The organism is Flavobacterium sp. (assembly GCF_027531705.1).
Lineage (GTDB): Bacteria > Bacteroidota > Bacteroidia > Flavobacteriales > Flavobacteriaceae > Flavobacterium.
Genome location: NZ_JAPZSP010000026.1, coordinates 1 through 25,127 on the forward strand (window position 1 = coordinate 1; position 25,127 = coordinate 25,127).

Here is a 25,127-nt window from a genome sequence, read left to right on the forward strand (position 1 = left end):
AGTAGTTCAAGTGGTTTGAGTGAGTTTTATCAAAATAATACTTTTATGGTTGGACAGACTTATTATGTTCGAGTATTTCATGCTGAATCAAGTTTACTGACTACCAATTTTACCATTTGTGTTCAGAATCCAACTCTTTCAATAGTGAATAATAGCATTGATGAAGCGAAAATATACCCTAATCCTGCAGATGATTATTTTGAAATAGAAACAAGTTTAAATATAGATAAGGTTACTTTATATAATAGTAATGGGCAATTAGTTTTAATTGCGAAACAGAAAAAAATGTCAACTTCATCTTTACAAAAAGGGATTTATTTTGTGAAAATAGAAGACGAAAAAGGAAGGGTTGTATTCAAGAAATTAGTTAAGAATTAATAAAAAAAAGCTGAAATTATTTTCAGCTTTTTTTATCTTCACTTTGTACAATTTTTATTTGCATAATTGTAGAAATATTATGAGCCATATTTTTCATGCGTTCGCAATTAAAACCTTCAAAATTTTCGTTGATGGCTGCTTCAAAATGTGTCAACCAAATTTCAAACAACTCTTTTGATAAATAAGATTTCATATTTACATCCAAATGAATTTGAGTCAAATTATTAAAATAACCACCGGTTCCAAAAATGGCTTGAGACCAAAAAGTCACTAAAATAGGCAAGTGTTCCTCTAACTTTATTTTGACAACATCAGTAAAAATGTAACTGATTTTAGCATCAGATAAAAGTTTTTTGTAAAAATCCTCTACAATTATATATAAGTCGTCTTGATTTTGAACGTCATTCATTTCAGAAAAAATTAAAGTGCAAAGTTACACGATTACAAATTCAATAGGCTGATTTATGTCATATTTATAAAAGAAAAAGGTTTCAAAAATTAATTTGAAACCTTTATCGTCTTAATACTTAATACTAAAATCTTAATACTACATATACGCTTCAATAGGAGCACAGCTACAAACTAAATTTCTATCGCCATAAGCATCATCTACACGACGAACGCTTGGCCAAAATTTATTTTCAGCAATGTATTCCAATGGGTAAGCTGCTTGTTCTCTTGTGTATGGAAAAACCCAAGTATCGGCAGTTAACATGTTTAATGTATGTGGTGCATTGTGCAACACATTGTTAGTTTCCTCTTTAGTTGCTGCTTCAATTTCTTTTCTAATAGAAATCATAGCGTCACAAAAACGATCTAATTCGGCTAAATCTTCTGATTCTGTTGGTTCAATCATCAAAGTTCCAGCTACTGGGAAAGAAACTGTTGGTGCGTGGAAACCATAATCCATTAAACGTTTTGCAATATCGGTAACTTCAATTCCTTTTTCTTTGAATGCTCTACAATCTAAAATCATTTCGTGTGCCGCTCTTCCCATTTCTCCTGAATATAAAACTGGATAGTGCGATTCTAAACGCGTTTTCATATAATTAGCATTCAAAATTGCATATTTTGTAGCATTTGTAACGCCTTCTGAACCTAACATAGATATATATCCATAAGAAATTAAGCAAACTAAAGCCGAACCGTAAGGCGCAGCAGAAATAGCAGTAATTGCTTGATCTCCACCAGTAGGAATAATTGGATTGGTTGGTAAAAACGGAACTAATTTTTCGTTTACACAAATTGGTCCAACACCTGGTCCACCGCCACCATGTGGAATAGCGAATGTTTTGTGTAAATTCAAGTGACAAACATCAGCACCAATTGTTGCCGGATTTGTTAATCCAACTTGTGCATTCATATTCGCTCCATCCATGTAAACCAAACCACCATTGTCGTGAATGATTTGAGTGATTTCGCAAATAGCACTTTCAAAAACTCCATGCGTTGAAGGATAAGTTACCATCAAACATGAAAGATTTGCTGCATGTTCAATAGCTCTTGCTCTTAAATCTTCTACATCAATGTTACCGTTTTCCATTGTTTTGGTCACGATAATAGTCATTCCTGCCATAGCTGCCGAAGCTGGATTGGTTCCGTGAGCTGATGATGGAATCAAACATACATTTCTGTGATCATCACCGCGAGATAAATGATAAGCACGAATTGCCATCAAGCCAGCATATTCTCCTTGTGCACCTGAATTTGGTTGCAAAGTTGTTCCTGCAAAACCAGTAACTACATTTAATTGATGCTCTAATTTTTTAAGCATAATTTGATAACCTTCCGCTTGTTCCACTGGAGCAAATGGGTGAATGCTGTTCCAATTTGCCATTGATAATGGTAGCATTTCGGCTGCAGCGTTCAATTTCATCGTACATGAACCTAATGAAATCATGGAATGATTTAACGATAAATCTTTACGCTCTAATTTTTTGATATAACGCATCAACTGACTTTCAGAATGATGACTATTGAAAACATCATGCGTTAAGAAAGTTGAAGTTCTCTCTAATGATGATGGGATATTATTTGTTGAAGATAATTCAGAAACTTTGAAACTTTCTTTACCTGTTGCTTCTGCAAAAATGGCAATGATTTGATTCAAATCTGAAATTGAAGTCGTTTCATTTACAGAAATTGAAATAGTTTCACCATCTATATAAAAGAAATTAACTTCATGTTTTTCTGCAATTGCTTTTACTTTTGAAGCGTCTGCTTTTACAGAAATAGTATCAAAGAAAGAAGTATTTACATTATAAACGCCCAATTTGTTTAAAGCATCTGATAAAGTTACTGCAGAGGCATGCACTTTATTGGCAATATATTTCAATCCTTTTGGACCGTGAAAAACGGCGTACATTCCAGCCATAACAGCCAATAAAACTTGAGCTGTACAAATATTAGAAGTTGCTTTTTCACGTTTGATGTGTTGCTCACGAGTTCCTAAAGCCATTCTCAAGGCACGATTTCCGTTAGCATCTATTGTAACACCAATAATTCTTCCTGGCATTGAACGTTTGTGTTCTTCTTTAGTTGCAAAAAACGCAGCATGTGGTCCGCCATAACCCATCGGAATTCCGAAACGTTGTGAAGTTCCAACTACTACATCAGCACCCATTTCTCCTGGAGGAGTTAATTTTACCAATGATAAAATATCTGAAGCTACAGCCACTTTTATTTCGTTTTCGTGTGCTTTTGCAATAAAATTGGCATAGTCATTTACTTGACCAAATTTTCCTGGATATTGTAAAATTGCTCCGAAAAAATCTGTTGAAAAATCAAATGTTTCGTGATTTCCAATTACTAATTCAATTCCTTTTGGAGTTGAACGTGTTTGTAAAACCGATAATGTTTGAGGTAGAATTTCTTCAGAAACGAAGAATTTACTAGCATTGTTTTTCTTTTGATCACGTGTACGAACATCAAATAATAAAGCCATTGCTTCAGCAGCTGCAGTTCCTTCGTCAAGAAGTGATGCGTTGGCAATCTCCATTCCTGTAAGTTCGATTATCGTAGTTTGATAATTTAGAATTGCTTCTAAACGACCTTGTGCAATCTCAGCTTGATAAGGTGTGTAAGCTGTGTACCAACCTGGATTTTCAAAAATATTTCTCTGAATCACTGCTGGTACAATCGCTGGATGATATCCCAAACCAATATACGATTTGAAAACTTTATTTTTCTTTCCTAATTCTTGAATGTGCGTTAGGTATTCATATTCAGTCATTGGAGCGTCTAAATCCAAGTCTTTTTTTAGACGGATATTGTCTGGCACAGTTTCATAAATTAACTGGTCAAGACTTTCTACTCCTATGGTTTTAAACATATGTTGTAGGTCGTTCTCACGTGGACCTATGTGGCGTAATGCAAATGAGTCTGTTTTCATTTAAATAATTATATATATAAAGTTTGTGTGTTGTTTTAAGAGAACAAAAGTAATTATTAAACTTTTATTTTTAAGTTAAACAAAGGGTAATATTTTGAGAAATTGTTAACTAAAAACAAGGTTTATTAACATAATGATTAGTTTTGTAGCATGCGATTTTTTAGAAAATTTTTTGGTTTTTACATCAATTCAAGCATTCATGTGGCTTTGTCTGTTTATGCTTTGGTTCAATTGACGCAAATTTTGTTTAGCATTTCTAATGATTTTGCTACTTCTTACTTCGCTTTTTTCGGAACAATTGTGGGATATAATTTTGTGAAATACGATGCTTTAGCAAGAACAAAAAAGATACAAATGTCACTTCAATTAAAAGGAATTGCCTTTTTGAGTTTTCTGTCTTTGATAGCTACTGGATATTATTTTTTTCGATTGCAAAAAACTACACAATTTATTGGTTTTGTATTTCTCGCCATAACATTATTATATACTTTGCCGTTCTTTCCCAACAAAAAAAATGCTCGAAATTGGGCTGGATTTAAAATTTACATTGTGGCTTTGTGTTGGGTTGGCGTGACTCTGTTTTTACCTATAATTAATAATAATTTACCTTTTACAAATTATGTGTTTTTGGTTGCAGCACAACGATTTATATTGATTTTTGTATTGATTTTAATCTTTGAAATCATCGATTTAAGATTGGATGATCCGCATTTGAAAACCGTTCCGCAGCAAATAGGAGTCGTAAAAACCAAACGAGTAGCAGTTACTTTGATGCTACTATTCGTGTTATTAGAATTTTTATCGACGGATTTTAGAATAGAATTTTTTTCTTTAAAATCGGCTTTAGCAATAACAACAATTTTGTTTTTGTTGTTTTCAAATGAAAATAGGTCAAGGTATTATGCTTCTTTTTGGGTGGAAAGTATTCCGATATTTTGGTGGTTGGTTGTTGAAATAATTTAAACCTGACAGGTTTTCTAAACCTGTCAGGTTGGATTTTTAGCCATTGAAAACTATTCGTTCTTCAACTTTTGTTTCACTTGCTTTTCGTTTTCCTCAAAAGAAAAAGTACAAGTTTAAAAATAACATGATTCCTAAATAGATAGTAAATCCTCCAATTTTATAGCTTAATTTTTCTATTAATAATTGATAACTGTCTTGATACATATTCATTTCAAGAATCATTAATGCAAAACCTAAATTTAATAAATAAAAACCTGTTTCGAATAATTTGTTGGTCGCATTTGCAATTTCTTCGCGACCTTTAAAAATGTCTAACATATAAACTTTACTGTTTTTGAAAAGCGTTCTTGAAACGTAATAGGTTAAGAATAAAGCAACTGGTAAGTAAATGGCGTAACCGATTAAAATTTTTGTAGTTTCCATAATAAATGTATTTAAATTAATTTTTTGATATATTTCGTAAGGAGGATAATATTGAAGTAGTGCATCATGGCAATAGTGCAAATAATGACCGCCGATTTGAAAGCAATAATTTCAATAAGTTGATGAAACGAAAGGATTTTCTCCCAAGAGATTAAAGTCATTGCACAATAACCCAAATTCAATAAATAATAGCCAACTAACAATATTTGATTGATTTTGTGACACAAATCTTCATGATTTGGAAGAAGTTCTGAAACGAATATGTTGCCGTTGTTGTAACATATTTTTCCGACTTTTATTATGATTATCGTGGTTATCAATAGGTAAATTGTGTAACCAATAATGTTGAGGTTCATGGTTTCTGTTTTTTTGTATATATTATTACAGATAGAAAAATGCAAAGAACTAAAGGAAAACATATCAAAACCCAAGTTAAAGTATCAACATAGTTTATGTTTTCATTGTAATACCATAAAGAAAAGAAAGCTATTACTAAAAGGAAATATATTTTTATATACAGATTTTCTCTATACTTATTCCAATAAATAAGGCCAATTATTATTTGAAGTAATCCAGTTAACATTGTTGAATATGCAGCTAGATAAAAGAAACCTTCTTCTATAAAGCCAATTAGTAATAATACCAAAGGAATTGAAATTGCTATTGTATTTGTTATTTTTAAATCTTTCAGAAAAAAATGAAAGTTTTAGTTAAATTTTTTTTACTCTATTTCATTATTTTAACAACCAATTTTGCTAACCAATTGTCTTTGTATTCTGTCATTTTGTCTAACATATTATCTGCTTTTAGAACAAAATCATATAGTTTAGTGGTTTGATCTACAAAATGTTTTTCTTCTGCTGTATTATCTGATGTTATGGAAGAAACTTCTTTTAAAACTTTCAAAGCAGGTTTGATTTCTCGTTTACTACGTTCTCTTGAAATTTTTACTGCTAATTCGTCTAAGTCTTTTTCGGCTGTAAAAAATTCACGTCTTTCACCAGCTTTGTATTCTTTATAAACAATTCCCCAATCCATTAATGCTCTTAAATTCATAGAAGCATTTCCTCTCGAAATTTGCAATTCTTCCATTATGTCTTCCATTGAAACTGCTTCGTGAGAAACCATCAAAAGCGCATGAATTTGAGCCATGGTTTTATTTATTCCCCATTGACTACCCAATGCACCCCAAGTTTGAACGAATTTATTTTTAGCTTCTTTAAATTCCATTTTGATGGTTATTTCATTTTGATAAGACAAAGGTATATAAAAGTTTTTAAAGTTTCAAAAAAAAATGAAAGTTTGTTTGTTTTTATTTAAAAACGTATAAATTGGTGAATACAATCACTAATAAATATATAATATTGGTGAATACGTTCACCAAAAAACATATTAAATTGGTGAACAAGTATAATTTTAGGTAATTTTTGAAATAGAATTATTATAAAAACCATTAAGAAATTAAGTGGCAGTAAGTTCTAAATCTTAATTTTCTTAATGGTTAAATTTATCGTTTATAGGTTTTTCCATGTAGAGTTTTATAAAAACCCTCAAAATTCATAAAATAAGTATCAAAATCAATATTTTCACTACAATTTGATTCTATAACACCATATTTATCAATCATGCCACATTCAAAACAGAGTTTCAAAACACTGACAATTTTATTGTTTTTCTTTAAAATTAATATATCTCTGTATGATGGAACACATGCTGTTAAATGACTTTCATAATAAATATCATTTGTTATGAATTCATCAATTTTTTTAATTTTCTCTTTAGGTACAAGATTTTTTATGTAACCATATGAAATAAGTTCTTTTTCAAAAGTTTGAAAATTTAATTTATGTCCATAAACGCTCATGAAAATTTCATTAAATCTTTTTGTAGTATCATTTTTATCAGCAATTTCATCAGTAATGACATAATGAATAATTTCATCGAAATTATTAACATTTCTTTCTTTTTTACAGCTAAAAAGAAATAATACTATGATCGAAGAATAAAATAATTTTCTCATAACTTCAGTATTATGTGATTTCTACAAAAGTCCAGCACGTTTCAACAACGCATCAGCCTTAGGTTCTTGACCACGAAACTTTTTATACAATTCCATTGGTAATTCTGTTCCGCCTTTTGAGAGTACATTGTCTTTAAATTTGGTTGCCACTTCTTTATTAAAAATGCCTTTTTCTTGGAAATAAGCAAACGCATCAGCATCTAAAACTTCTGCCCATTTATAACTGTAATATCCAGAAGAATAGCCACCTTGGAAAATATGAGAAAACGATGTACTCATACAATTCTCAGCAACATCAGGATATAAACTTGTACCTTCCATAGCTTGTTTTTCAAAAGCTTTGACATCAGCGATAGTTTGTGATTTTCCGTGATAGGTCATATCTAAAATTCCGAAACTCAATTGACGTAACGTTGCCATGCCTTCTAAGAAACTCGCACTTTCTTTTATTTTTTCTACATATTCTTGCGGAATGATTTCACCAGTTTCGTAATGATTAGCAAACAATGCTAATGCTTCCGGTTCGTAGCACCAGTTTTCCATTACTTGACTTGGCAATTCAACAAAATCCCAATAAACCGAAGTTCCAGATAAACTTGGATAAGTTGTATTGGCTAACATTCCGTGTAAAGCGTGACCAAATTCGTGGAATAATGTTGTTACTTCATTGAAGGTTAGGAGTGAAGGTTTGGCTTCAGACTTCTCGGAAGTTAAAATTGGTGGAGTAAAGTTGCAAACTATAGAAACGTGTGGTCTTTCATTGATTCCGTTTTTTATAGCTTGCGATTTATACGAAGTCATCCAAGCGCCATTTCGTTTTCCTTTTCTTGGGAAAAAATCGGAGTAGAAAATGGCAACTAATTGACCTTCCGATCCCCAACTGCTTGAGGACAAAACTTCAAATGTTTGAACATCTTCGTGGTATTTGTCAATATCAAAAACTTCTTTAAAAGTAATTCCGAATAGTTTTTCGGCAATGGTAAATGCTCCATGTAAAACATTTTCTAACCTGAAATAAGGTTTTAAAATTTCATCATCAAAGTTGAATAATTTTTGCTTCAATTTTTCCGAATAATAAGCGCCATCCCATTTTTCGAGTTGGTCAATTCCGTCAAGTTCTTTTGCGAAAGCGGTTAATTGAGCAAATTCTTTTTGAGCAGCTGGTTTTGCTTTTTCTAATAAATCATTCAAAAAAGAACGTACTTTTTCAGGATTTTGTGCCATTCGTTCCTCCAAAACAAAATCAGAATGCGATTTATATCCTAATAAATTAGCACGTTTATGACGTAATTCTACTATTCGTTTAACATTTTCTTTGTTGTCAAATTCGTTATCTTGAAATGATTTTTTTCCAGCAGCAATTGCTATTTCTCTTCGCAATTCACGATTTTCAACATAAGTCACAAAAGGCAAATAACTCGGAAAATCTAAAGTAAAAACCCAACCTTCCAATTCTTTTGATTTTGCCAAACTTGCTGCCATTTCTTTAGCGCCATCAGGCAAACCTTTTAAATCTTCTTCATTGGTAATATGCAATTGATAATTGTTGGTTTCAGCCAAAACATTTTCGCCATACGTCAATTTGATTTTGGCTAATTCGGTATCAATTTCGCGTAATTTTAATTTGTCTTCTTCATTCAGTAATGCTCCATTTCTAGAAAATCCTTTGAATTTTTTATCTAATAAAGTAGCTTGTTCAGTAGTTAAATTCAAAGAATCTTTTTGATCATAAACTGCTTTTACTCGTTTGAATAAATCTTCATTTAAAGCGATATCATTACTAAATTCAGTCAACAACGGAGAAACTTCTTGAGCGATTTTTTGCATTTCGTCACAAGTTTCTGCCGAATTCAAATTGAAGAAAATCGATGACAATCTATCTAAATTTTCACCAGAAAAATCTAAAGCAACAATAGTATTTTCAAATGTTGGAGCATCAGAGTTTGTAATTATGGCATCAATTTCAGCTTTTGCTTTTGCGATATTTTCGATAAAAGCAGGTTTGTAATCTTCTAATTTTATTAGCGAAAAAGGTGCGGTATTATGTTTGGTGTTGAATGTTGAGGTAAGAGTTTTCATTGCTCGCAAAGGCGCAAAGGCGCAAAGTTTTTTAAAGTTTAAAATTTTCTAAATTTTGGTAGGTATTCCAAAAACGAAGTAATTCTAAGGTGTTGGAATTTATTTTGTAATAAAGAGTAATTTGTTTTGTAATCACCACTTTATTAACTTCTTTATAATTTGTTGAAATGAATTCAATGTTGTTTTTATCTAATAAAGTAATTGTGTAGTCAACTTTGTCGATAAAATTCACAACATCTTGAAATGTCCATTCAGCTTCAAGATAATCAATGTTTTGCCAATAGTCTTTTTTAGCTTGTGGCGACCAAATAACATTCATTATTTGAAATATTTTGAATAACGATTTCTAGTTTCTTCCATAACCATATTGTGAGTAATTCCTTCATTATTTTCCAATGAATAAATTGCTTCATCAATAGCCGCTTTTTGCTTTTCGGTTAAAGTGGATTTGGATTGTATCAAAAGTATAATTTCTTCAATCAACTTTGGGTTTTCAATATCCAAAATAACCTTTGCCAACTCAATTTTAGAAGTTTGAATGTTCATAGTATTCTTTTTATCAAAGATAATTATTTTTTCAATTCAGATGCTGCTTTATTCACAGCTTCTTTCAAACTTTCTTTATAGAAAATAATTTTGTCAAGCACACATTTATCATGACTTCCGATGATTTGTGCGGCTAGAATTCCGGCGTTTTTTGCTCCGTTTAACGCAATAGTTGCCACAGGAACGCCACCAGGCATTTGAAGAATAGATAAAACCGAATCCCAACCATCGATAGAATTGCTCGACTTTACAGGAACTCCAATTACAGGAAGAGGTGACATTGAAGCAACCATTCCAGGTAAATGAGCCGCACCGCCAGCACCAGCAATTATTACTGAAATACCACGAGTGTGTGCGTTTTTACTAAAATCAAATAATTTTTCGGGTGTTCTGTGTGCCGAAACAATATCAACCTCAGTTTCGATGTCAAATCCTTTTAAGATGTCGATGGCTTCTTGCATTACCGGCATATCTGAAATACTTCCCATTATTATGGCTACTTTACTCATTATTTTAGTTTAATGTTGTTTAAATTGTTTATTAGTTTAAAGTTGTTACTATTGACCACAACTGCCAACTGCGACTGATTACTGCGACTGACCACTTATCACTCGTATACTATTCTTAACTTCTTCAGCAATTTTTCTAGCTTCCACCATATTTTCATTTACAATAGTAACGTGTCCCATTTTTCTAAACGGACGAGTTTCTCTTTTGCCGTAAATGTGTGGTGTAACGCCATCAATTGCCATTATTTTTTCGATGTTTTCGTAAACTACTTGTCCCGAAAAACCTTCTTCGCCGACCAAATTTACCATAATTCCAGCAACTTTGCTATCGGTAGTTCCTAAAGGTAAATCTAAAATGGCGCGCAAATGATTTTCAAATTGTGAAGTATAACTAGCTTCTATCGAATAATGTCCCGAATTGTGTGGTCTTGGAGCAACTTCGTTTACTAAAATTTCATCGTCTTCGGTTTGAAACATTTCTACTGCTAATAATCCAACATGATTGAAGGATTCAGAAACTTTTAAGGCAATTCCTTGTGCTTTTTGGGCTACTTTTTCGTCAATTCGAGCAGGACAAATTACATATTCTACTTGATTAGCTTCAGGATGAAATTCCATTTCAACAACAGGATAGGTTTTTACTTCGCCAGAAACCGAACGCGATACAATTACAGCCAATTCATTTTTAAACGGAACCATTTGCTCAGCAATACATTCCACTTCAGGTAAATTGACTAAGTCTATTGTTGAGCGAACTATTTTTACACCGTTTCCATCGTAACCAAATTGAGCACATTTCCACACAAAAGGAAATTCTAATTCGTCTTTTTCTAGCGATTTTCTCAAATCATTCAAATCTACAAATCGTTGATGAGGTGAAGTTGGAATGTTATTTTCAACATAAAAATCTTTTTGACGACCTTTATTTTGAATCAATCTTAAGGTTTTTGGCGATGGGAATATAGGTAATCCTTCTGATTCCAAAACGTCTAAAGCATCAAGGTTTACATTTTCGATTTCGATGGTTAAAAGATTCACCATTTTTCCAAATTGATAAACGGTGTCATAATCCATCAAACTTCCTTTGTAAAAAGCGTTGCAACTGTATCTTGCTGGTGCTTCTTCACTTGGTTCTAAAACCAAAGTTTGTATATCGAATTTTCTAGTTTCGGTCAATAGCATTTTACCTAATTGTCCGCCACCGAGAATTCCTAATTTAAAATCGGATGAGAAATAATTCATTTGTTGTTGTAGTTGTTTGCGCAAAGATAAACATTTGAAAATTATTTTAATCGCTTCAAAATATCTTTCACTGCCGATTTATAAGCAGGAGTTTGATGACTGCAATCTCTTTGAAGTAAAAATTTTAGTTCGTCATTTACCCAATGGTGTTTTTTACCAAGATTGTATAAAGTTCGCATTGTGTATGCAGCATTTGCAGCTTTGTTGGATTCAATCAACCAATCTAAACAAGTTTCAATTATCTTTTCTTCTTGATTTTCTGTTAAAGAATATTTTTTAGAATTGGATAGAAACAAACAGATTTTAGAAATCGAACGTATGGCAGAATCCGATTTGTATTGGTGTAATGTTTCGCAAAATTTATCTAAGAAAGGTAAAAACAAATCCATTTTTTCTTCACAAATCAACTCCAAAATCCAACAGGCTTTATGATGATTTTTATCTTTAACATTAAATGCAATTTCTACTAAATACTTTAAATAATCGGGATTAGCAAAGATGAAATCTTTATTATCATCTCTACTTTTTCTATGTGCGGTACTTTTAGCTATTTGATTGTAATATTCTGCATTCATTTTGTAAATATATTAAATTAGCAAAAAAGTCAAAATACTTGTTATTAAATAGTTATTAGTTCGTAAATTTGCTCCTTTATTTTTTTAAATCAAATAACAATGATACACCTTCACGATAAAACTTTCGAGCCTTTTATTTCTTCAGAAGAAATTGATTTTGCAATTGTAAATATGGCTAAACAAATGGATGATGACTTTTTTGATGAAGTTCCGGTTTTTGTCGGAATTCTAAATGGATCTTTTATGGTGATGTCCGATTTAATGAAGCATTACAGAGGTATGTGTGAAGTGAGTTTTATGAAAATGGCGTCGTATGAAGGAACTCAATCTACAAATGATGTAAAACAACTAATCGGAATTAATGAAAATTTGGAAGGTAGAACAGTTGTAATTGTTGAAGATATCGTAGATACAGGAAATACTGTTGAAGAATTGAAAGCAATTTTCAAATCAAAAGGAGTAAAGCATTTAAAAATTGCAACTTTATTCTTCAAACCAGAAGCATACAAAAAAGATATTAAAATTGATTACGTAGGAATTAGAATTCCAAATAAATTCATCGTTGGATATGGTTTAGACTACGACGGATTAGGAAGAAACCTAGCAGACGTTTATCAATTAGCACAATAAAAAGTGTTCAGTGTTAAGTGAATAGTTTCGGTGTGCAACAAAACTTTTAAACTCATAAACTTTTAAACTCATAAACTAAAAAAAATGATCAACATCGTTCTTTTCGGAAAACCAGGTGCAGGAAAAGGCACACAAGCTGAATTTTTAAAAGAAAAATACAATTTAACGCATCTTTCTACAGGAGATATTTTTAGATTTAACATCAAAAATGATACAGATTTAGGAAAATTAGCCAAAACATTTATGGATAAAGGCGATTTGGTTCCTGATGAAGTAACTATTCAAATGTTGCAAAGCGAAGTTGATAAAAACCCAGATTCGGCAGGATTTTTATTTGATGGTTTTCCAAGAACTTTAGCGCAAGCAGAAGCTTTGGATAAATTTTTAGAATCAAAAGGTCAAAGTATAACGGCAACCGTTGCGCTTGAAGCTGATGATAATATTCTAGTAGCGCGTTTGTTAGAAAGAGGAAAAACTTCAGGTAGACCAGACGATCAAGATGAAGAAAAAATCAGAAATCGTTATGACGAATACAACCAAAAAACAGCGCCTTTGATGAATTATTACAAAGATAAAGGCAAATTTCACGCGGTTGACGGAATCGGAACCATCGAAGAAGTAACTGAAAGATTAACAGTTGTTTTTAATAAATTTTAATTAAAATAATTGACTTGGATATAAATTTCGAGCATTCGATTTTTTTTCTGATATTTGCAAAATAGTAAAGAGCTATATTCTTCTTTTAGAATTCAGCTCTTTTTTTAAATAATATAATGGAAATATTCATAATTCTTTTATTGATTTTACTTAACGGTGTTTTCTCAATGTCAGAAATAGCATTGATTTCTGCACGAAAAAACAGATTAGACACTGCTGCTAAAAAAGGAAATACAAACGCTAAAGTCGCACTCGATTTAGCTAATTCTCCAAACAAATTTTTATCAACAGTTCAAATAGGAATCACACTTATCGGGATTTTGACCGGTATATATTCTGGCGATAAAATAACAACAGATGTTCAAGAGTTTGTAGCCTCATTTGAAGCTTTAGCGCCTTATTCTAAAAGTATTGGTGTCGGAATTGTAGTTGTAATATTAACTTTCTTCTCATTAGTTTTAGGCGAATTATTACCTAAAAGAATTGGATTGAATTATCCAGAGGCAATTGCAAAAGCAGTAGCTGTTCCAATGAAAATTGTTTCTCAAGTTACGGCACCATTTATCTGGTTGCTAACAACTTCAACTGATTTTTTATTGAAAATTTTTCAAATAAAACCAACTGCCGACGGTAAAGTTACCGAAGAAGAAATCAAAGCCATTATCAAAGAAGGAACAGAAGTTGGTGAAGTACAAGAAATTGAACAAGATATTGTGGAGCGTGTTTTTCACATTGGAGACAGAAAAGTAAATTCACTAATGACGCATCGTTCAGATATTGTTTACTTGTCCTTGGAAGATACAAAAGAAGAAATAAAAGAGAAAGTTCTAGATGAACTTCATTCAGTTTACCCTGTTTGCGAAGAAAATTTAGACAGCGTAATTGGGTTGGTTTTGCTAAAAGACTTATTTGTAAGTTTTGAAACAGGAAAATTTGATTTGAGGTCAATTACTAAAGAACCTGTTTATTTAATAGAGCAAACATCAGCTTATAAAGCACTTGAAAATTTTAAAAAATCAAAATTACACTACGCTTTTGTTGTAGATGAACACGCTATTTTTCAAGGTGTTATAACTTTAAATGATATTTTAGAAGCATTGGTTGGTGACGCATCCGATTTTGACGAAGACGAATACAAATTGGTTGCAAATGAAGATGGAACTTGGCTTGTTGATGGTCAATATTCGTTACACGATTTCTTAACGTATTTCGATCTTGATGAGATTATCAATGATTATGAAGTAACTACCGTAAGTGGATTTTTTATCACTGAGTTAGGAAATATTCCAACGCAAGGCGAAAAAATCATCTGGAACAAACTTGAGTTAGAAGCCCTAAAAATGGAAGGTGCCAAAATCGACAAAGTGTTGATTAAAGCGTATAAAGAATAAAATAGTTTACAGTCACAGTTTTACAGTCGCAGCTAACTGAAAACTTAGACTGAATACTGAAAACTTAAAAAAATGACAGAAGGTAACTTCGTAGACTACGTAAAAATATATGTTTCATCTGGAAAAGGTGGAAAAGGCTCAACGCATTTACACAGAGAAAAGTTCATCGAAAAAGGTGGTCCAGACGGTGGAGATGGTGGTCGTGGCGGACATGTATATTTAAAAGGAAATAAAAATCTTTGGACGCTTTTTCATCTAAAATTTATCAAACACATTCGTGCAGGTCACGGTGGCGATGGTGGTGGCGATAGAAGTACAGGTCATGATGGTGAAGACAAGTACATCGAAGTGCCATTAGGAACAGTAGTTCGCGATCAAGAATCCAATGAAATTTTATACGAAATAACCGAACACGACGAAGTAAGAATTGTAGCAAAAGGTGGAAAAGGCGGATTAGGAAACTGGCATTTTAGAAGTTCTACCAATCAAACACCGCGATATTCTCAACCAGGATTACCTGTTCAAGAAGTTGATGTTATTTTAGAATTAAAAGTCCTTGCCGATGTTGGATTAGTTGGTTTCCCAAACGCTGGAAAATCTACTTTGCTTTCGGTATTGACTTCTGCCAAACCGAAAATAGCTGATTATCCATTTACAACACTAAAACCTAATTTAGGAATTGTAGCTTACAGAGATTTTCAATCATTTGTTATTGCCGATATTCCAGGAATTATAGAAGGAGCAGCTGAAGGAAAAGGACTCGGACATTATTTCTTACGACATATCGAACGAAATTCTACTTTATTGTTTCTAGTTCCAGCCGACGCCGATGATATCAAAAAAGAATATGAAATTCTACTTGATGAATTGCGTCGTTACAATCCAGAAATGCTAGACAAAGACCGACTTTTGGTAGTTTCAAAAAGCGATATGCTTGATGAAGAATTAAAATCCGAAATGAAAGCTGTTTTAGATAAAGAAATTAAAGGAATTCCTTATTTGTTTATTTCTTCTGTAGCCAATCAAGGTTTGCAAGAACTAAAAGATAAGTTGTGGCAAATGTTGAATTTGGAAGATGAAAAGCCTACAAATAGTCACGGTATTTAAGATATTTTAAATAGAAAAATTAGCTTCGATTCATTCGAGGCTTTTTTTTGCACTTTTCAGAATTCCTAAAATAAGGTTAAAATTAAATAGTCTTACTATGTTTTCTTTAAAGAATTTTAATAAATCCTCAAAAAATACTAACTTCGCCACACTAAAATTTTGCAATATTCAATTTCTTATGTAACAATTTACATTTTGAATAGACTATTACTATAAAACAATTAACTTTTTATTATTCAATCATGAAAAAATTATTTTTATCCTTAATCGTTGGAATTATGCTCATTCCTACAAGTGTAAAAGCCGATGAAGGAATGTGGTTTTTAATGTTCATTGAGCGTTTGAACCACCGCGACATGCAAAAAATGGGCTTACAACTAACAGCCGAAGAAATTTACAGCATCAACAATCACAGTTTGAAAGATGCTATTGTGCAATTTAATGGTGGTTGTACTGCCGAAATTATTTCTAAAGACGGTTTAGTATTAACCAATCACCACTGTGGTTACGATGCAATTGCTGAACTTTCTTCTGCGGAAAAAAACTATTTAAAAGACGGATATTGGGCTGCAAACAGAAAAGAAGAAATGAAACCTTCTAGCTTGTATGTTCGTTTTTTCGTAAGAATGGATGATTGTACAAAAAGAATTTTAGCAGTTACAAATTCAAGTATGAGCGAAGCTGATAGAGAAAAAGCTATCAATGCTGAAATTGCTAAAATTGAAAAAGAAAACAACGAAGGCGGAAAATATACCGTTTCTGTTCGTCCATTTTTTCAAGGAAATGAATACTACTATTTTGTTTACCAAGATTATAAAGATGTACGTTTAGTTGGAACTCCTCCAGAAAGTTTAGGGAAATTTGGTGGTGATACTGATAACTGGGAATGGCCACGTCACACTGCAGATTTCTCTATGTTTAGAGTTTATGCAAATGCTGATGGTTCACCAGCAGAATATTCAGAAAATAATGTTCCATTAAAACCAAAACACTATTTGCCAGTAAATTTAGGTGGTGTTAAAGAAAATGATTTTGCAATGATTTTGGGTTATCCAGGTCGTACTAACCGTTGGATGCCAGCTGGTGGAATAGAGCAAAACGTAAAATTTGCTTATCCTGCTTGGGTTGAAGGAGCAAAAACAGGAATGGACAACATGAAAAAATACATGGATCAAAGTGATGCTTTGAATCTAGTATATGCTTCTAAATATGCATCAACAGCTAACTACTGGAAAAACCGTCAAGGAATGATTGATGCTTTAACCAAATTTGGAACAGCAAAATCTAAAGCTGCTCAAGAAGCAAAATTCAACAAATGGGCAAACAAACCTGCTAACAAAGCTAAATACGGAAATGTAATTTCAAACATCAATAAATTTTATTCGTTGACTAATGAAAAATCTCGTCACGATAACTATTTACAACAATTATTCCGTACAACTGCTTTCGGAACAATAGGAAGATCAATCGGAAAACAATTAGAAAACTACGTAAAAGCAGATGCTACTAAACGTGCTCAAATGGCACCTGGAATTGTAGAAATGGCGACTGAAATGTTCAAAGAACTTCATGTTCCTGCCGAAAAAGACTTGTTAGCTGCACAATTAAAAACGTATGCAACTAAATCAACAGGTTATGCAATCGCTCCAATGGTTAAGAAAATTGGTGACGAAAACAATAACGATTTTACTAAATATGCAAGCGCAGCAATCGATTTAAGTATTTTAACTTCTGTTGATAGAATTAAAGCATTCTTAGATTTGCCAAGCGAAGCAATGTTGACAAACGATCCATTATATGCTTTGTCTAACGATATGATAACTCATTTTTCTTCAAAATCTGACGAAATTGCTAAAGCTCAAAATGATTATGGTGCTTCTTTCCGTCTATTAGTTGAAGGTTTAAGAGAATCTAAAATCGGAACAACAAAATATCCAGATGCTAACTCAACTTTGCGTTTAACATACGGAAAAGTTCGTTCTCTACCAGCTGACAAACGTAATGATGCTACAATCAACAACTACACAACTTTGGCTGGACAAGTAAAAAAATACAAAAAAGGAGATCAAGAATTTGATTTACCATCACGTGTTTTAGAAATGAACAAAAACAAAGATTTTGGTCGTTATGCTGATAAAGACGGTTCACTTCACGTAAATTTCTTGACAGACAATGATATTACAGGAGGAAACTCAGGTTCGCCAGTTCTTAACGGAAAAGGAGAATTAATCGGTCTAGCATTCGACGGAAACATTGAAGCTATGGCTGGTGACGTAATTTTTGACAACAAATTACAAAGAACTATCAACGTAGATATTCGTTACGTACTTTGGGTAATCGAAAATTTCTCAGGTGCCAAACACATCGTTGACGAAATGACTTTGGTGAAGTAAACCAATTTGTCATTCCGTAGGAATCTAAACTCCGAATTAAGCAATTAGTTCGGAGTTTTTTTATGAGCGAAAGGCTCGGGATTTATTTGTTGTGGTAATTCCTGCTTTCATCCCAAAACTTTGCCCAAAAGCAAAGGTTTTTCCTTTCAATCAGGGCTAGATAGGTTTTGTGTTGATTGTTTGTTAGTTTTTTACATCAACTCTAATTCCTTTAGTATGACTCGAAAATTCAGGAGCATACATACTTTGAATTGTAGTTATTCCGTTTGAGAAATTCCCGCTATTATTAACTCTTATATCATATTCAATTATGTAAGTTCCTTTATTTATAGTATCAAAAAAGAAATGTGTTGCGGCATCTTTTGTGCTCATATAATAATATAAACCATCTCTATAAACATTTTCAGAAAGCACATTCACAGGTTCAAAGCACGAAGCTCTCATGTCTTTTAAATGAACAAATTCCATGTTTTCTTTTGAAGTGATAATTAGTTTTACTGTAACTAAATCTCCAATTTTTAAATGATTTGTTGAATTAATTTTCTCTAAAATATCTCCATTTGGTTTCTTTCTTTTTATGTAAAGTTCTTTAACAACCGACATAATTCCTGAATTATCATTTTTTATCTTATCTAAATCTTCAAAATATTGCCAATAAGCACCACCAAAGCCCGGAACTTTTGATTTATTTTCAATCTTGATGGTTGCCATATCTTTCTTTATTTCATTTGCATTCCAAGTAAGTTTTACATAACCAGTTTCAGCTTCTTTTTGATTCTCATCCAACTTTTTGGTCATTATTTTTTCATTGCCAATTTGAAAAACAGTATTGTCTTTTACACTTAGCCAATCATTTCCTTGCATTAATAATGCATAAACGGCTTCTGTAGTTGCTTTAGTCGTTGGCCAATTTTTATCTTGCTTATTTTTAAGAAGCCATACTTTCATGGCATCAACAGACTTAGTATCATTAGTAATTTCTGAAAATGCTTCAATTAACAAGGCTTGCGTTTCTATAGGTGCTTGATACCAATACCAACCCGATTTGTTTTCTATCCAGTACATTCCCCAATCCTCATTGTTTGAAGCGGTTTCTTTCAAGCCTTCTAAAATTAATTTTGCTGTTTTTGAATCGCCAAATCTATTTAAGGTTATTGCTAATTGTGCTTTTTGATAAAGCGACATTTTTATCCAATTTTCCTTTGATATTTCGAGTTGTTTGTTTGTTACTTTTCGTAAAGTATCAGACAAAGGAAAATCGTCTAAATAAAAACTTCTCATGTATAAGTAGTGATAATCCGAATAATGATTTTCCCAATTAATCAATCTATTTGTTTTGGAATAGTAGTCAATCCGATTATTATTTTCTAAAAATTTCTTGTCTAAATATGGAATTCCATTTTTTGAAATTTTAGCAATTTTGGTTTTTAAATCAGGTTTGGAAGAAAGTTTTTTTAGGTGTCCAAATCCTGCTAAAACATGTCTTGTTATATATTCACTTTCATAAGTTCCACCAAACCATGAAAATGCTCCTGATGGTTTTTGCATTTGTTTCAAGGTATTGAAAATGGCTTCTTGTGAATTTTTCATTTTTTCTAAATCAAATAATAATGCTAGTTTTTTCTTTTTTTCATCTTCGTTTTTTGTATCATTTAGCCATGGAGTTTCAGCTAAAATTATTGATTTTAACTCTTCATTTTCTTCTAATTTACTGCCTGATTTATTATTGTTTCTCCAAGTAGTAAATACAGTTGCAATTTTAGTATTGCTATCAATAATTTCAGATGCTAATGCATTAGAATAAAAACGGGCAAAAGTCTGCTCGGCACAACCATGCTCAAATTCCATCAAATAAGGAAGTGATTTTATAGCAAGCCAAGTTGGATTTGAAGTATATTCCAAAACAAATTGATGGTTGCGTAATGTGGTTGATTCGTTATTCTTTAAATTATTGAAAGTATATTCTTTTTTTGAATTTTCTCGAACCCAAATAGGAATACTTTCGGTAACCAACATATTGTTTGTTAAAACTGGTAAAATATTTTCTTCTCCATCAGAAAAAGTACCCGATTTTGCCAAAACTTTATACTGAACACCTTGCAAACCTTCAGGAACAATTAGTTTCCAACTCACTGTTGTGTTTCCAAATGCAGGAATCGTAAAGTTTTTAATACCATTAGTTTCTAGCATAACTTTATCGATACTTTCTAGAGTAGTGGCATCATATAGTTGTAAAACTGCTATACCAGATTTTGATTTTTCAGTGATGTTAGCAATTTTAGTTGAAATAGTAATTGTGTCTTTTTCTCTTAAAAACCTAGGGAAATTAGGCGTTACCATCAAGTCTTTTTGAGTAACTAGACTTTTTTCTAAATAGCCAGAAACAGCACTTTTGTTATGCGCTAATAATCGCAATTTCCATTCAGTCAGCGCTTCTGGTGAAGTAAAGTTAAAACTTAATTTGCCAGATTTGTCTGTTTTTAGATGAGGCAAAAAGAATGCGGTTTCAGATAAATTTTTTCTAGCTTTTACTTGAGTCAGTTCTTGAACAGCTTTTTTTGTTGTTACTAGAATAACCCCATTTGAACCTTGTGTGCCATAAAGAGCGGTTGCGGAAACACCTTTTAAAACACTAACAGAAAGAATATCGTTTGGATTTAAATTTTGAACTTCAGTAGATGACATAATAATTCCATCGACAACATAAAGGACTTCATTATTGTTTCCTGTTAGAGAATTATTACCTCTAATTACAATTTTTGGACTAGCTTCACCAGTGCCATTTACTATTTGTACACCAGCAACTCTACCTGAGAGTTCTGTTAAAACATCTCTACCAAAACTCATAGCTAAATCTGGTGAAGAGACCATTCTAACTGCATAACCCAATGATTTTTTTTCTCTTTTAATACCCATTGCTGTTACAACTACACCTTCTAAGCTTACGCCACTATCGACTTCTAAAGTAATATCATATTGTATTTGTTCACCAACAACTATTCTTTCATTATTCATACCAATAAATGAAAAAACTAATTCTTCATTTGGAGCAACTTCTATTTCATAATAACCATCAAAATCGGTTTGAACTCCACGTTCAGTACCCCGAACAACTACATTTGCACCTGGAAGTGGTCCAGTAGAATCCATAACATAACCAGAAATCCAATTGCTGTTTTTGGGCTTTTTTATTTTTTTTGTTAGTTGTTGTTTGTATTCTTCCGATTTGTAATAGCTGTAAGTATTAGTAAAATCAAATCCAAACCACATTAGTTTGTTATCCTCGTTTCTGGTTTTTGCATTTCCGCTGTAAGTATTTAAATTTTTGAAATGTGTGTTTGTGTTTTCAAAACAAAAATTTGTTCTAAATCTCGGATAATTATAATCGTATTCGTTGATAGAAAGATATCTCCAATCTTGTTTTGTAAATTGGTCTAATGAACTGTCATACATTGATGCTAAAACCTCGGATTCACTAAGTCCATTTTTTTGTTTTAATTTGAATGACCAAAATTCTGAACTTCCGGGTTCAATTTTATTCCTAAAAGTTTCAGTTTCTATTTCAATTTTTTCTATTTCATTAACAAAATAAATATCAAAAGTTTCCGTGAATAATTGATTGTCAAAAATACTTTCTAAACCTATTTTTATAGAGCTTTCAAATTCTTTTTTCATTGGAATTTTTAAATAGGCAATTTCATTTTGGATCGTTATATTTTGTTCATCAAAAACAAGGTTTTTATATACTGCTGATGAAAATAAATGGATTTCGGGCACTGTTGAATGGATTTTTAACGAAATAAAACCATCTTTTTTAGGGAATTCATTTAATTTTTCGACGGTAAATAATTTATTTGATAACGGTTTTCTTCTGTCTAAAATTTCAAATTCTCTTTTGTTTTCAATAAGATTATTAAATTTGTCAAAAGCAGAAAAAACTAAAGTGTAATAACCAGATTTATAGTTGTTAATAAAGTCTAAAATAAGTTGTTTGTCGGTTTGAGTATTGACCTTTTTTGTATAGACTAATTCACCGAGTTCTTCGGTTATTATATCTTTTTCGTTTAATTCATAAGGGAAAAGTTTTTCAAATTCTTCAGCAGAAATTCCGTCAATTTCGGGTTTTGCAAACACTCTCTTCTTAAATTTTGTTTGAAATTCTTTTTTAAAGTAAATTTTAATTTCACCGTTGGTAGCAGAAAACTCATCGTTGAGATTAGTTGAATTAAAAGTAACTTTATTTTCTTCTTTAAGATTGATCCTATTAGGAATATATGTTTCCAATACTAGTGTATGGTAACCAACTTTAGCAATAGTTTGAGCCGAACGTGTTTCGCCATTTATGTCTGTTACATCAACTTTTATAACATAACTAAAAACAGGCAGGTCTTTTTTATCGGCGTCTTCATCTGGCTCAGCAACAAATTCAATTTCAAAATTCCCATTTGCATCTGTTGTTACTTCACCTTCAAAAAGTTCTTCTTCATTGTCGCGATAATTATCGTTGTAAGAATAGGTGTTTCGATCAATAGTGTAATTCACTTTTGCATTTGTCAATACGCTTCCAGAAAAAGCTTTTGCCAAACCTTTTACTTTTATTTTTTGATTAATTACTAAATCTTCTTTGATTTTGTCAAAAGTGACTTCAAATTTTGGACGTTTGTATTCTTCAACTCTAAATTCTATTCTCGAATTTTCAAATATTTCTCTATAATCTGCATTTTCCCAAAATGGATGAAAATCTTTTGATTTGTTATATAAAGAGCATTTTTCTGTATCATCTGGTTCTTCAATTTCAATAGAATAATTTCCAGTCAATCCAGTTTTAGGCAAAACAAATTCGCCAGAGAACGAACCGAATTCATTGGTTGTAACATCAAATTCTTTGATTTCGTCATCATCTGCATTTGTGATAATTACTTTTGCTAATAAATTGCTAACTATTTTAGATTTAACGCCATTTTTTTGAAATGCTATTCCTTTGTAATATACAGTTTGTCCAGGTCTATAGATAGCTCTGTCTAGGTAGATTTCTACTTTACTTTTTTGGTTTTCTGTTTTGTCTTTTGAATATTCATCATAATTGGAAACATATCCACTGTAGGCAGTTATTGAATCATTATTTTTATGTAATTCGATAAAATCTCTGTAATTATAATATGTGTTTTCAGATTTAAACTTCCTTTTGTCAACACTAGCAACACCTTTTTGATTGGTTTTTACTTCAAAATATTTGTTTTTTACAGTAACATTTTCAATAGGTTTTCCTGATTTTCTATCAACAACTTGATAAAATACTGTTGATTCATTTTCATTTGCTAAAAGTGAAAAATTTGTTACTGATATAGTTTCAAAAGTTTGGATATTTTTTAAATTATCTGAACCTTTACTTTCAAAACAAACCAAATAGCTTCCAGCTTCTAGATTGGGTAGAAGAACTTCTGTTGAATATTCAAAAAAGTCATTTCTGTTTTGTACCGAGTAAGAGCTTGATTTGTAGAGTTTATTTTTGCTCAATTCGGATTTATAAATACTATCTTTATCAAACTTATAATTGTAGTAGTAAGCTATGTTATGAAGTGTTTTGGCATCAATTCGATAAAAAGAAATTTTTAAGCTATCTACATTTTTATATATAATATGAGCTCTGGTATTTTCATTTGGGTACGTATATTTTTGAAGTTGAATAGTCAATGATTTAGAGGTAATTTGGTTTTTCATCACATTGGCTAATTTAAAAGCATTTGAATTATTTTTGATGCTTAGTATACTATCCAAAACTTCTATTGCTTTTAAATTATAATTTGTAGTCCTTTTTTTTGAAGCCAACCCTCTAATATAAATAGCTTTTTCGTATTGAATCTTTTGAAGTAAAAAATCATCAATAGCATATTTTTGAAGTCTATTCAGCGCTTTTTGATAATTTTCATTTACTCCAATAAACGATTCGTTCATGAATTTTATTCTGTTAAATTGTTTTTCAAAAGTCGGTCTTTCTTCTAGTTTTTTGAATAAAAGGATAATCTCTTTTGCCGATTCGCTAGACAGAGTATCAATATTTAAATTTAAAAACTCGTTTGTGTTTCCTACTAAATCTTGTTTGTAAAATTTATCAATATAACCATGCATTGTACTGACTCCATTTTTTCTGTAATGATTGATGTTTTCATCAATTATGTAGTCATATAAAGTAGTGTTTTTAAATTTTTCAATTGTTAAGAAATCGAAAATTGGCTCATATTTTGAGAGATAGATATCTTTCAATTCAGACACATTTTCTAATGATTTTTTATAGGCTTTTTCAATTTCATAATAAAAATCAGAATGATTCCAAGTCAAAAAGTTTTTAGTTGCTAGACTATCAGTTTTTGTTCTTTTTTGTAAATCATAACTATATCTATTAGAATAATCTTCTAAACATTTTGCATATACAAGATATAAAATAGCTTTTGAGGGAACAGATGCTTTTTTTATTTTAGAATTTAGATCGTCAATGATTTTACTTTGTGCATTTTCATCAATACGCTGTAAATATTTAGATTGATAAAAAAAACATTTGATGATTTCCGCTTCATTATTTTTTCTAGTGGCTTTTTTATATATATCATTGACAATTTCAGAGGCTGATTTAATCTTGTCTTCATTTTCAAGTTCAATAACTTGTGCCCAGTTTTTGTCGCTGTTTTGGCAAAATGAAATAGAAGAAAATAATAAAATGATGTATAGAATATTTTTCATAGAGAAAGTTGTTTTTTATTTCAAATAAAATCCATGACAAATTACAAAAAAATCTTATCAAATATCAGAAACAAAATCGTTTTTC

The 25,127-nt window shown here is 31.4% G+C and carries 20 protein-coding genes; 7 read left to right on the forward strand and 13 right to left on the reverse strand.

Features of this window, described 5'->3' with window-relative positions; translation table 11 throughout:
* A partial coding sequence (locus tag O9267_RS10535; protein WP_298179097.1) for a T9SS type A sorting domain-containing protein occupies nucleotides 1-378 on the forward strand: 378 nt, incomplete at its 5' end.
* Between the two features lie 22 nt (nucleotides 379-400).
* On the opposite strand, the gene O9267_RS10540 is transcribed toward O9267_RS10535, so the two are convergent.
* Nucleotides 401-787, reverse strand: coding sequence for a group III truncated hemoglobin (locus O9267_RS10540; RefSeq protein WP_298179099.1), 387 nt, complete (start codon nucleotides 785-787; stop codon nucleotides 401-403).
* 138 nt (nucleotides 788-925) lie between these two features.
* On the reverse strand, nucleotides 926-3,769 hold the full coding sequence (gcvP, locus tag O9267_RS10545; protein ID WP_298179101.1) for an aminomethyl-transferring glycine dehydrogenase: 2,844 nt from the start codon (nucleotides 3,767-3,769) through the stop codon (nucleotides 926-928).
* Nucleotides 3,770-3,919: 150 nt separating this feature from the next.
* Between gcvP and O9267_RS10550 the strand changes: the two genes are divergently transcribed.
* Nucleotides 3,920-4,732: a hypothetical protein gene (locus tag O9267_RS10550; RefSeq protein WP_298179103.1), complete on the forward strand. Its 813-nt coding sequence runs from the start codon at nucleotides 3,920-3,922 to the stop codon at nucleotides 4,730-4,732.
* A gap of 93 nt (nucleotides 4,733-4,825) precedes the next feature.
* On the opposite strand, the gene O9267_RS10555 is transcribed toward O9267_RS10550, so the two are convergent.
* The 10 genes from O9267_RS10555 to O9267_RS10600 all read right to left on the reverse strand — a co-directional run bounded on the left by O9267_RS10555 (nucleotide 4,826) and on the right by O9267_RS10600 (nucleotide 12,126).
* Nucleotides 4,826-5,155 (reverse strand): hypothetical protein, encoded by a 330-nt coding sequence (locus tag O9267_RS10555; protein WP_298179106.1) that lies wholly within the window; start codon nucleotides 5,153-5,155, stop codon nucleotides 4,826-4,828.
* A gap of 11 nt (nucleotides 5,156-5,166) precedes the next feature.
* Nucleotides 5,167-5,511 carry a hypothetical protein gene (locus O9267_RS10560; protein ID WP_298179108.1) on the reverse strand — a complete coding sequence of 115 codons (345 nt, stop codon included), beginning with the start codon at nucleotides 5,509-5,511 and terminating at the stop codon, nucleotides 5,167-5,169.
* 370 nt (nucleotides 5,512-5,881) lie between these two features.
* Nucleotides 5,882-6,385, reverse strand: a complete 504-nt coding sequence (locus O9267_RS10565) for a MarR family transcriptional regulator (RefSeq protein WP_288132980.1) — start codon at nucleotides 6,383-6,385, stop codon at nucleotides 5,882-5,884.
* Between the two features lie 277 nt (nucleotides 6,386-6,662).
* Nucleotides 6,663-7,175, reverse strand: coding sequence for a hypothetical protein (locus tag O9267_RS10570; protein WP_298179116.1), 513 nt, complete (start codon nucleotides 7,173-7,175; stop codon nucleotides 6,663-6,665).
* 21 nt (nucleotides 7,176-7,196) lie between these two features.
* The gene (locus O9267_RS10575; protein WP_298179118.1) at nucleotides 7,197-9,254 is read right to left on the reverse strand and encodes a M3 family metallopeptidase; all 2,058 of its coding nucleotides are present in this window, start codon (nucleotides 9,252-9,254) and stop codon (nucleotides 7,197-7,199) included.
* A 31-nt stretch (nucleotides 9,255-9,285) separates the two neighbouring features.
* A complete protein-coding gene (locus O9267_RS10580; RefSeq protein WP_298179120.1) occupies nucleotides 9,286-9,573 on the reverse strand; it encodes a type II toxin-antitoxin system RelE/ParE family toxin in 288 nt (95 codons plus the stop codon).
* Nucleotides 9,573-9,800, reverse strand: a complete 228-nt coding sequence (locus tag O9267_RS10585; protein WP_298179123.1) for a hypothetical protein — start codon at nucleotides 9,798-9,800, stop codon at nucleotides 9,573-9,575. The genes O9267_RS10580 and O9267_RS10585 overlap by 1 nt, the downstream gene beginning before the upstream one ends.
* A gap of 23 nt (nucleotides 9,801-9,823) precedes the next feature.
* Nucleotides 9,824-10,309, reverse strand: a complete 486-nt coding sequence (purE, locus tag O9267_RS10590; protein WP_298179126.1) for a 5-(carboxyamino)imidazole ribonucleotide mutase — start codon at nucleotides 10,307-10,309, stop codon at nucleotides 9,824-9,826.
* Between the two features lie 78 nt (nucleotides 10,310-10,387).
* The gene (locus tag O9267_RS10595) at nucleotides 10,388-11,551 is read right to left on the reverse strand and encodes a 5-(carboxyamino)imidazole ribonucleotide synthase (protein WP_298179129.1); all 1,164 of its coding nucleotides are present in this window, start codon (nucleotides 11,549-11,551) and stop codon (nucleotides 10,388-10,390) included.
* Nucleotides 11,552-11,592: 41 nt separating this feature from the next.
* On the reverse strand, nucleotides 11,593-12,126 hold the full coding sequence (locus O9267_RS10600) for a hypothetical protein (protein WP_298179132.1): 534 nt from the start codon (nucleotides 12,124-12,126) through the stop codon (nucleotides 11,593-11,595).
* A gap of 99 nt (nucleotides 12,127-12,225) precedes the next feature.
* Between O9267_RS10600 and hpt the strand changes: the two genes are divergently transcribed.
* The 5 genes from hpt (at nucleotide 12,226) to O9267_RS10625 (ending at nucleotide 18,304) form a co-directional block, all read left to right on the forward strand.
* Nucleotides 12,226-12,756, forward strand: coding sequence for a hypoxanthine phosphoribosyltransferase (gene hpt, locus O9267_RS10605; protein ID WP_298179138.1), 531 nt, complete (start codon nucleotides 12,226-12,228; stop codon nucleotides 12,754-12,756).
* Between the two features lie 84 nt (nucleotides 12,757-12,840).
* Nucleotides 12,841-13,413 (forward strand): adenylate kinase, encoded by a 573-nt coding sequence (locus O9267_RS10610; protein WP_298179141.1) that lies wholly within the window; start codon nucleotides 12,841-12,843, stop codon nucleotides 13,411-13,413.
* A gap of 116 nt (nucleotides 13,414-13,529) precedes the next feature.
* Complete coding sequence (locus O9267_RS10615) at nucleotides 13,530-14,804, forward strand: hemolysin family protein (RefSeq protein WP_298179143.1); 1,275 nt, start codon at nucleotides 13,530-13,532, stop codon at nucleotides 14,802-14,804.
* Nucleotides 14,805-14,876: 72 nt separating this feature from the next.
* On the forward strand, nucleotides 14,877-15,911 hold the full coding sequence (gene obgE / locus O9267_RS10620) for a GTPase ObgE (protein WP_298179145.1): 1,035 nt from the start codon (nucleotides 14,877-14,879) through the stop codon (nucleotides 15,909-15,911).
* Nucleotides 15,912-16,153: 242 nt separating this feature from the next.
* Complete coding sequence (locus O9267_RS10625; RefSeq protein WP_298179147.1) at nucleotides 16,154-18,304, forward strand: S46 family peptidase; 2,151 nt, start codon at nucleotides 16,154-16,156, stop codon at nucleotides 18,302-18,304.
* Nucleotides 18,305-18,487: 183 nt separating this feature from the next.
* Here O9267_RS10625 and O9267_RS10630 read toward each other — a convergent pair whose 3' ends face one another.
* Nucleotides 18,488-25,042, reverse strand: coding sequence for an MG2 domain-containing protein (locus O9267_RS10630; protein WP_298179151.1), 6,555 nt, complete (start codon nucleotides 25,040-25,042; stop codon nucleotides 18,488-18,490).
* Between the last annotated feature and the right edge of the window lie 85 nt (nucleotides 25,043-25,127).

What these genes read in the sequence shown, in the direction of transcription:
- O9267_RS10550 (WP_298179103.1), top strand. Translation starts at nt 3,920, where the DNA reads ATGCGATTTTTTAGAAAATTTTTTGGTTTTTACATCAATTCAAGCATT.
- O9267_RS10580 (WP_298179120.1), bottom strand. Translation starts at nt 9,573, where the DNA reads ATGAATGTTATTTGGTCGCCACAAGCTAAAAAAGACTATTGGCAAAAC.
- O9267_RS10610 (WP_298179141.1), top strand. Translation starts at nt 12,841, where the DNA reads ATGATCAACATCGTTCTTTTCGGAAAACCAGGTGCAGGAAAAGGCACA.
- O9267_RS10570 (WP_298179116.1), bottom strand. Translation starts at nt 7,175, where the DNA reads ATGAGAAAATTATTTTATTCTTCGATCATAGTATTATTTCTTTTTAGC.
- gcvP (WP_298179101.1), bottom strand. Translation starts at nt 3,769, where the DNA reads ATGAAAACAGACTCATTTGCATTACGCCACATAGGTCCACGTGAGAAC.
- O9267_RS10625 (WP_298179147.1), top strand. Translation starts at nt 16,154, where the DNA reads ATGAAAAAATTATTTTTATCCTTAATCGTTGGAATTATGCTCATTCCT.
- obgE (WP_298179145.1), top strand. Translation starts at nt 14,877, where the DNA reads ATGACAGAAGGTAACTTCGTAGACTACGTAAAAATATATGTTTCATCT.
- O9267_RS10555 (WP_298179106.1), bottom strand. Translation starts at nt 5,155, where the DNA reads ATGGAAACTACAAAAATTTTAATCGGTTACGCCATTTACTTACCAGTT.
- O9267_RS10575 (WP_298179118.1), bottom strand. Translation starts at nt 9,254, where the DNA reads ATGAAAACTCTTACCTCAACATTCAACACCAAACATAATACCGCACCT.
- O9267_RS10595 (WP_298179129.1), bottom strand. Translation starts at nt 11,551, where the DNA reads ATGAATTATTTCTCATCCGATTTTAAATTAGGAATTCTCGGTGGCGGA.
- O9267_RS10565 (WP_288132980.1), bottom strand. Translation starts at nt 6,385, where the DNA reads ATGGAATTTAAAGAAGCTAAAAATAAATTCGTTCAAACTTGGGGTGCA.
- O9267_RS10540 (WP_298179099.1), bottom strand. Translation starts at nt 787, where the DNA reads ATGAATGACGTTCAAAATCAAGACGACTTATATATAATTGTAGAGGAT.
- O9267_RS10615 (WP_298179143.1), top strand. Translation starts at nt 13,530, where the DNA reads ATGGAAATATTCATAATTCTTTTATTGATTTTACTTAACGGTGTTTTC.
- O9267_RS10585 (WP_298179123.1), bottom strand. Translation starts at nt 9,800, where the DNA reads ATGAACATTCAAACTTCTAAAATTGAGTTGGCAAAGGTTATTTTGGAT.
- purE (WP_298179126.1), bottom strand. Translation starts at nt 10,309, where the DNA reads ATGAGTAAAGTAGCCATAATAATGGGAAGTATTTCAGATATGCCGGTA.
- O9267_RS10630 (WP_298179151.1), bottom strand. Translation starts at nt 25,042, where the DNA reads ATGAAAAATATTCTATACATCATTTTATTATTTTCTTCTATTTCATTT.
- O9267_RS10600 (WP_298179132.1), bottom strand. Translation starts at nt 12,126, where the DNA reads ATGAATGCAGAATATTACAATCAAATAGCTAAAAGTACCGCACATAGA.
- hpt (WP_298179138.1), top strand. Translation starts at nt 12,226, where the DNA reads ATGATACACCTTCACGATAAAACTTTCGAGCCTTTTATTTCTTCAGAA.
- O9267_RS10560 (WP_298179108.1), bottom strand. Translation starts at nt 5,511, where the DNA reads ATGAACCTCAACATTATTGGTTACACAATTTACCTATTGATAACCACG.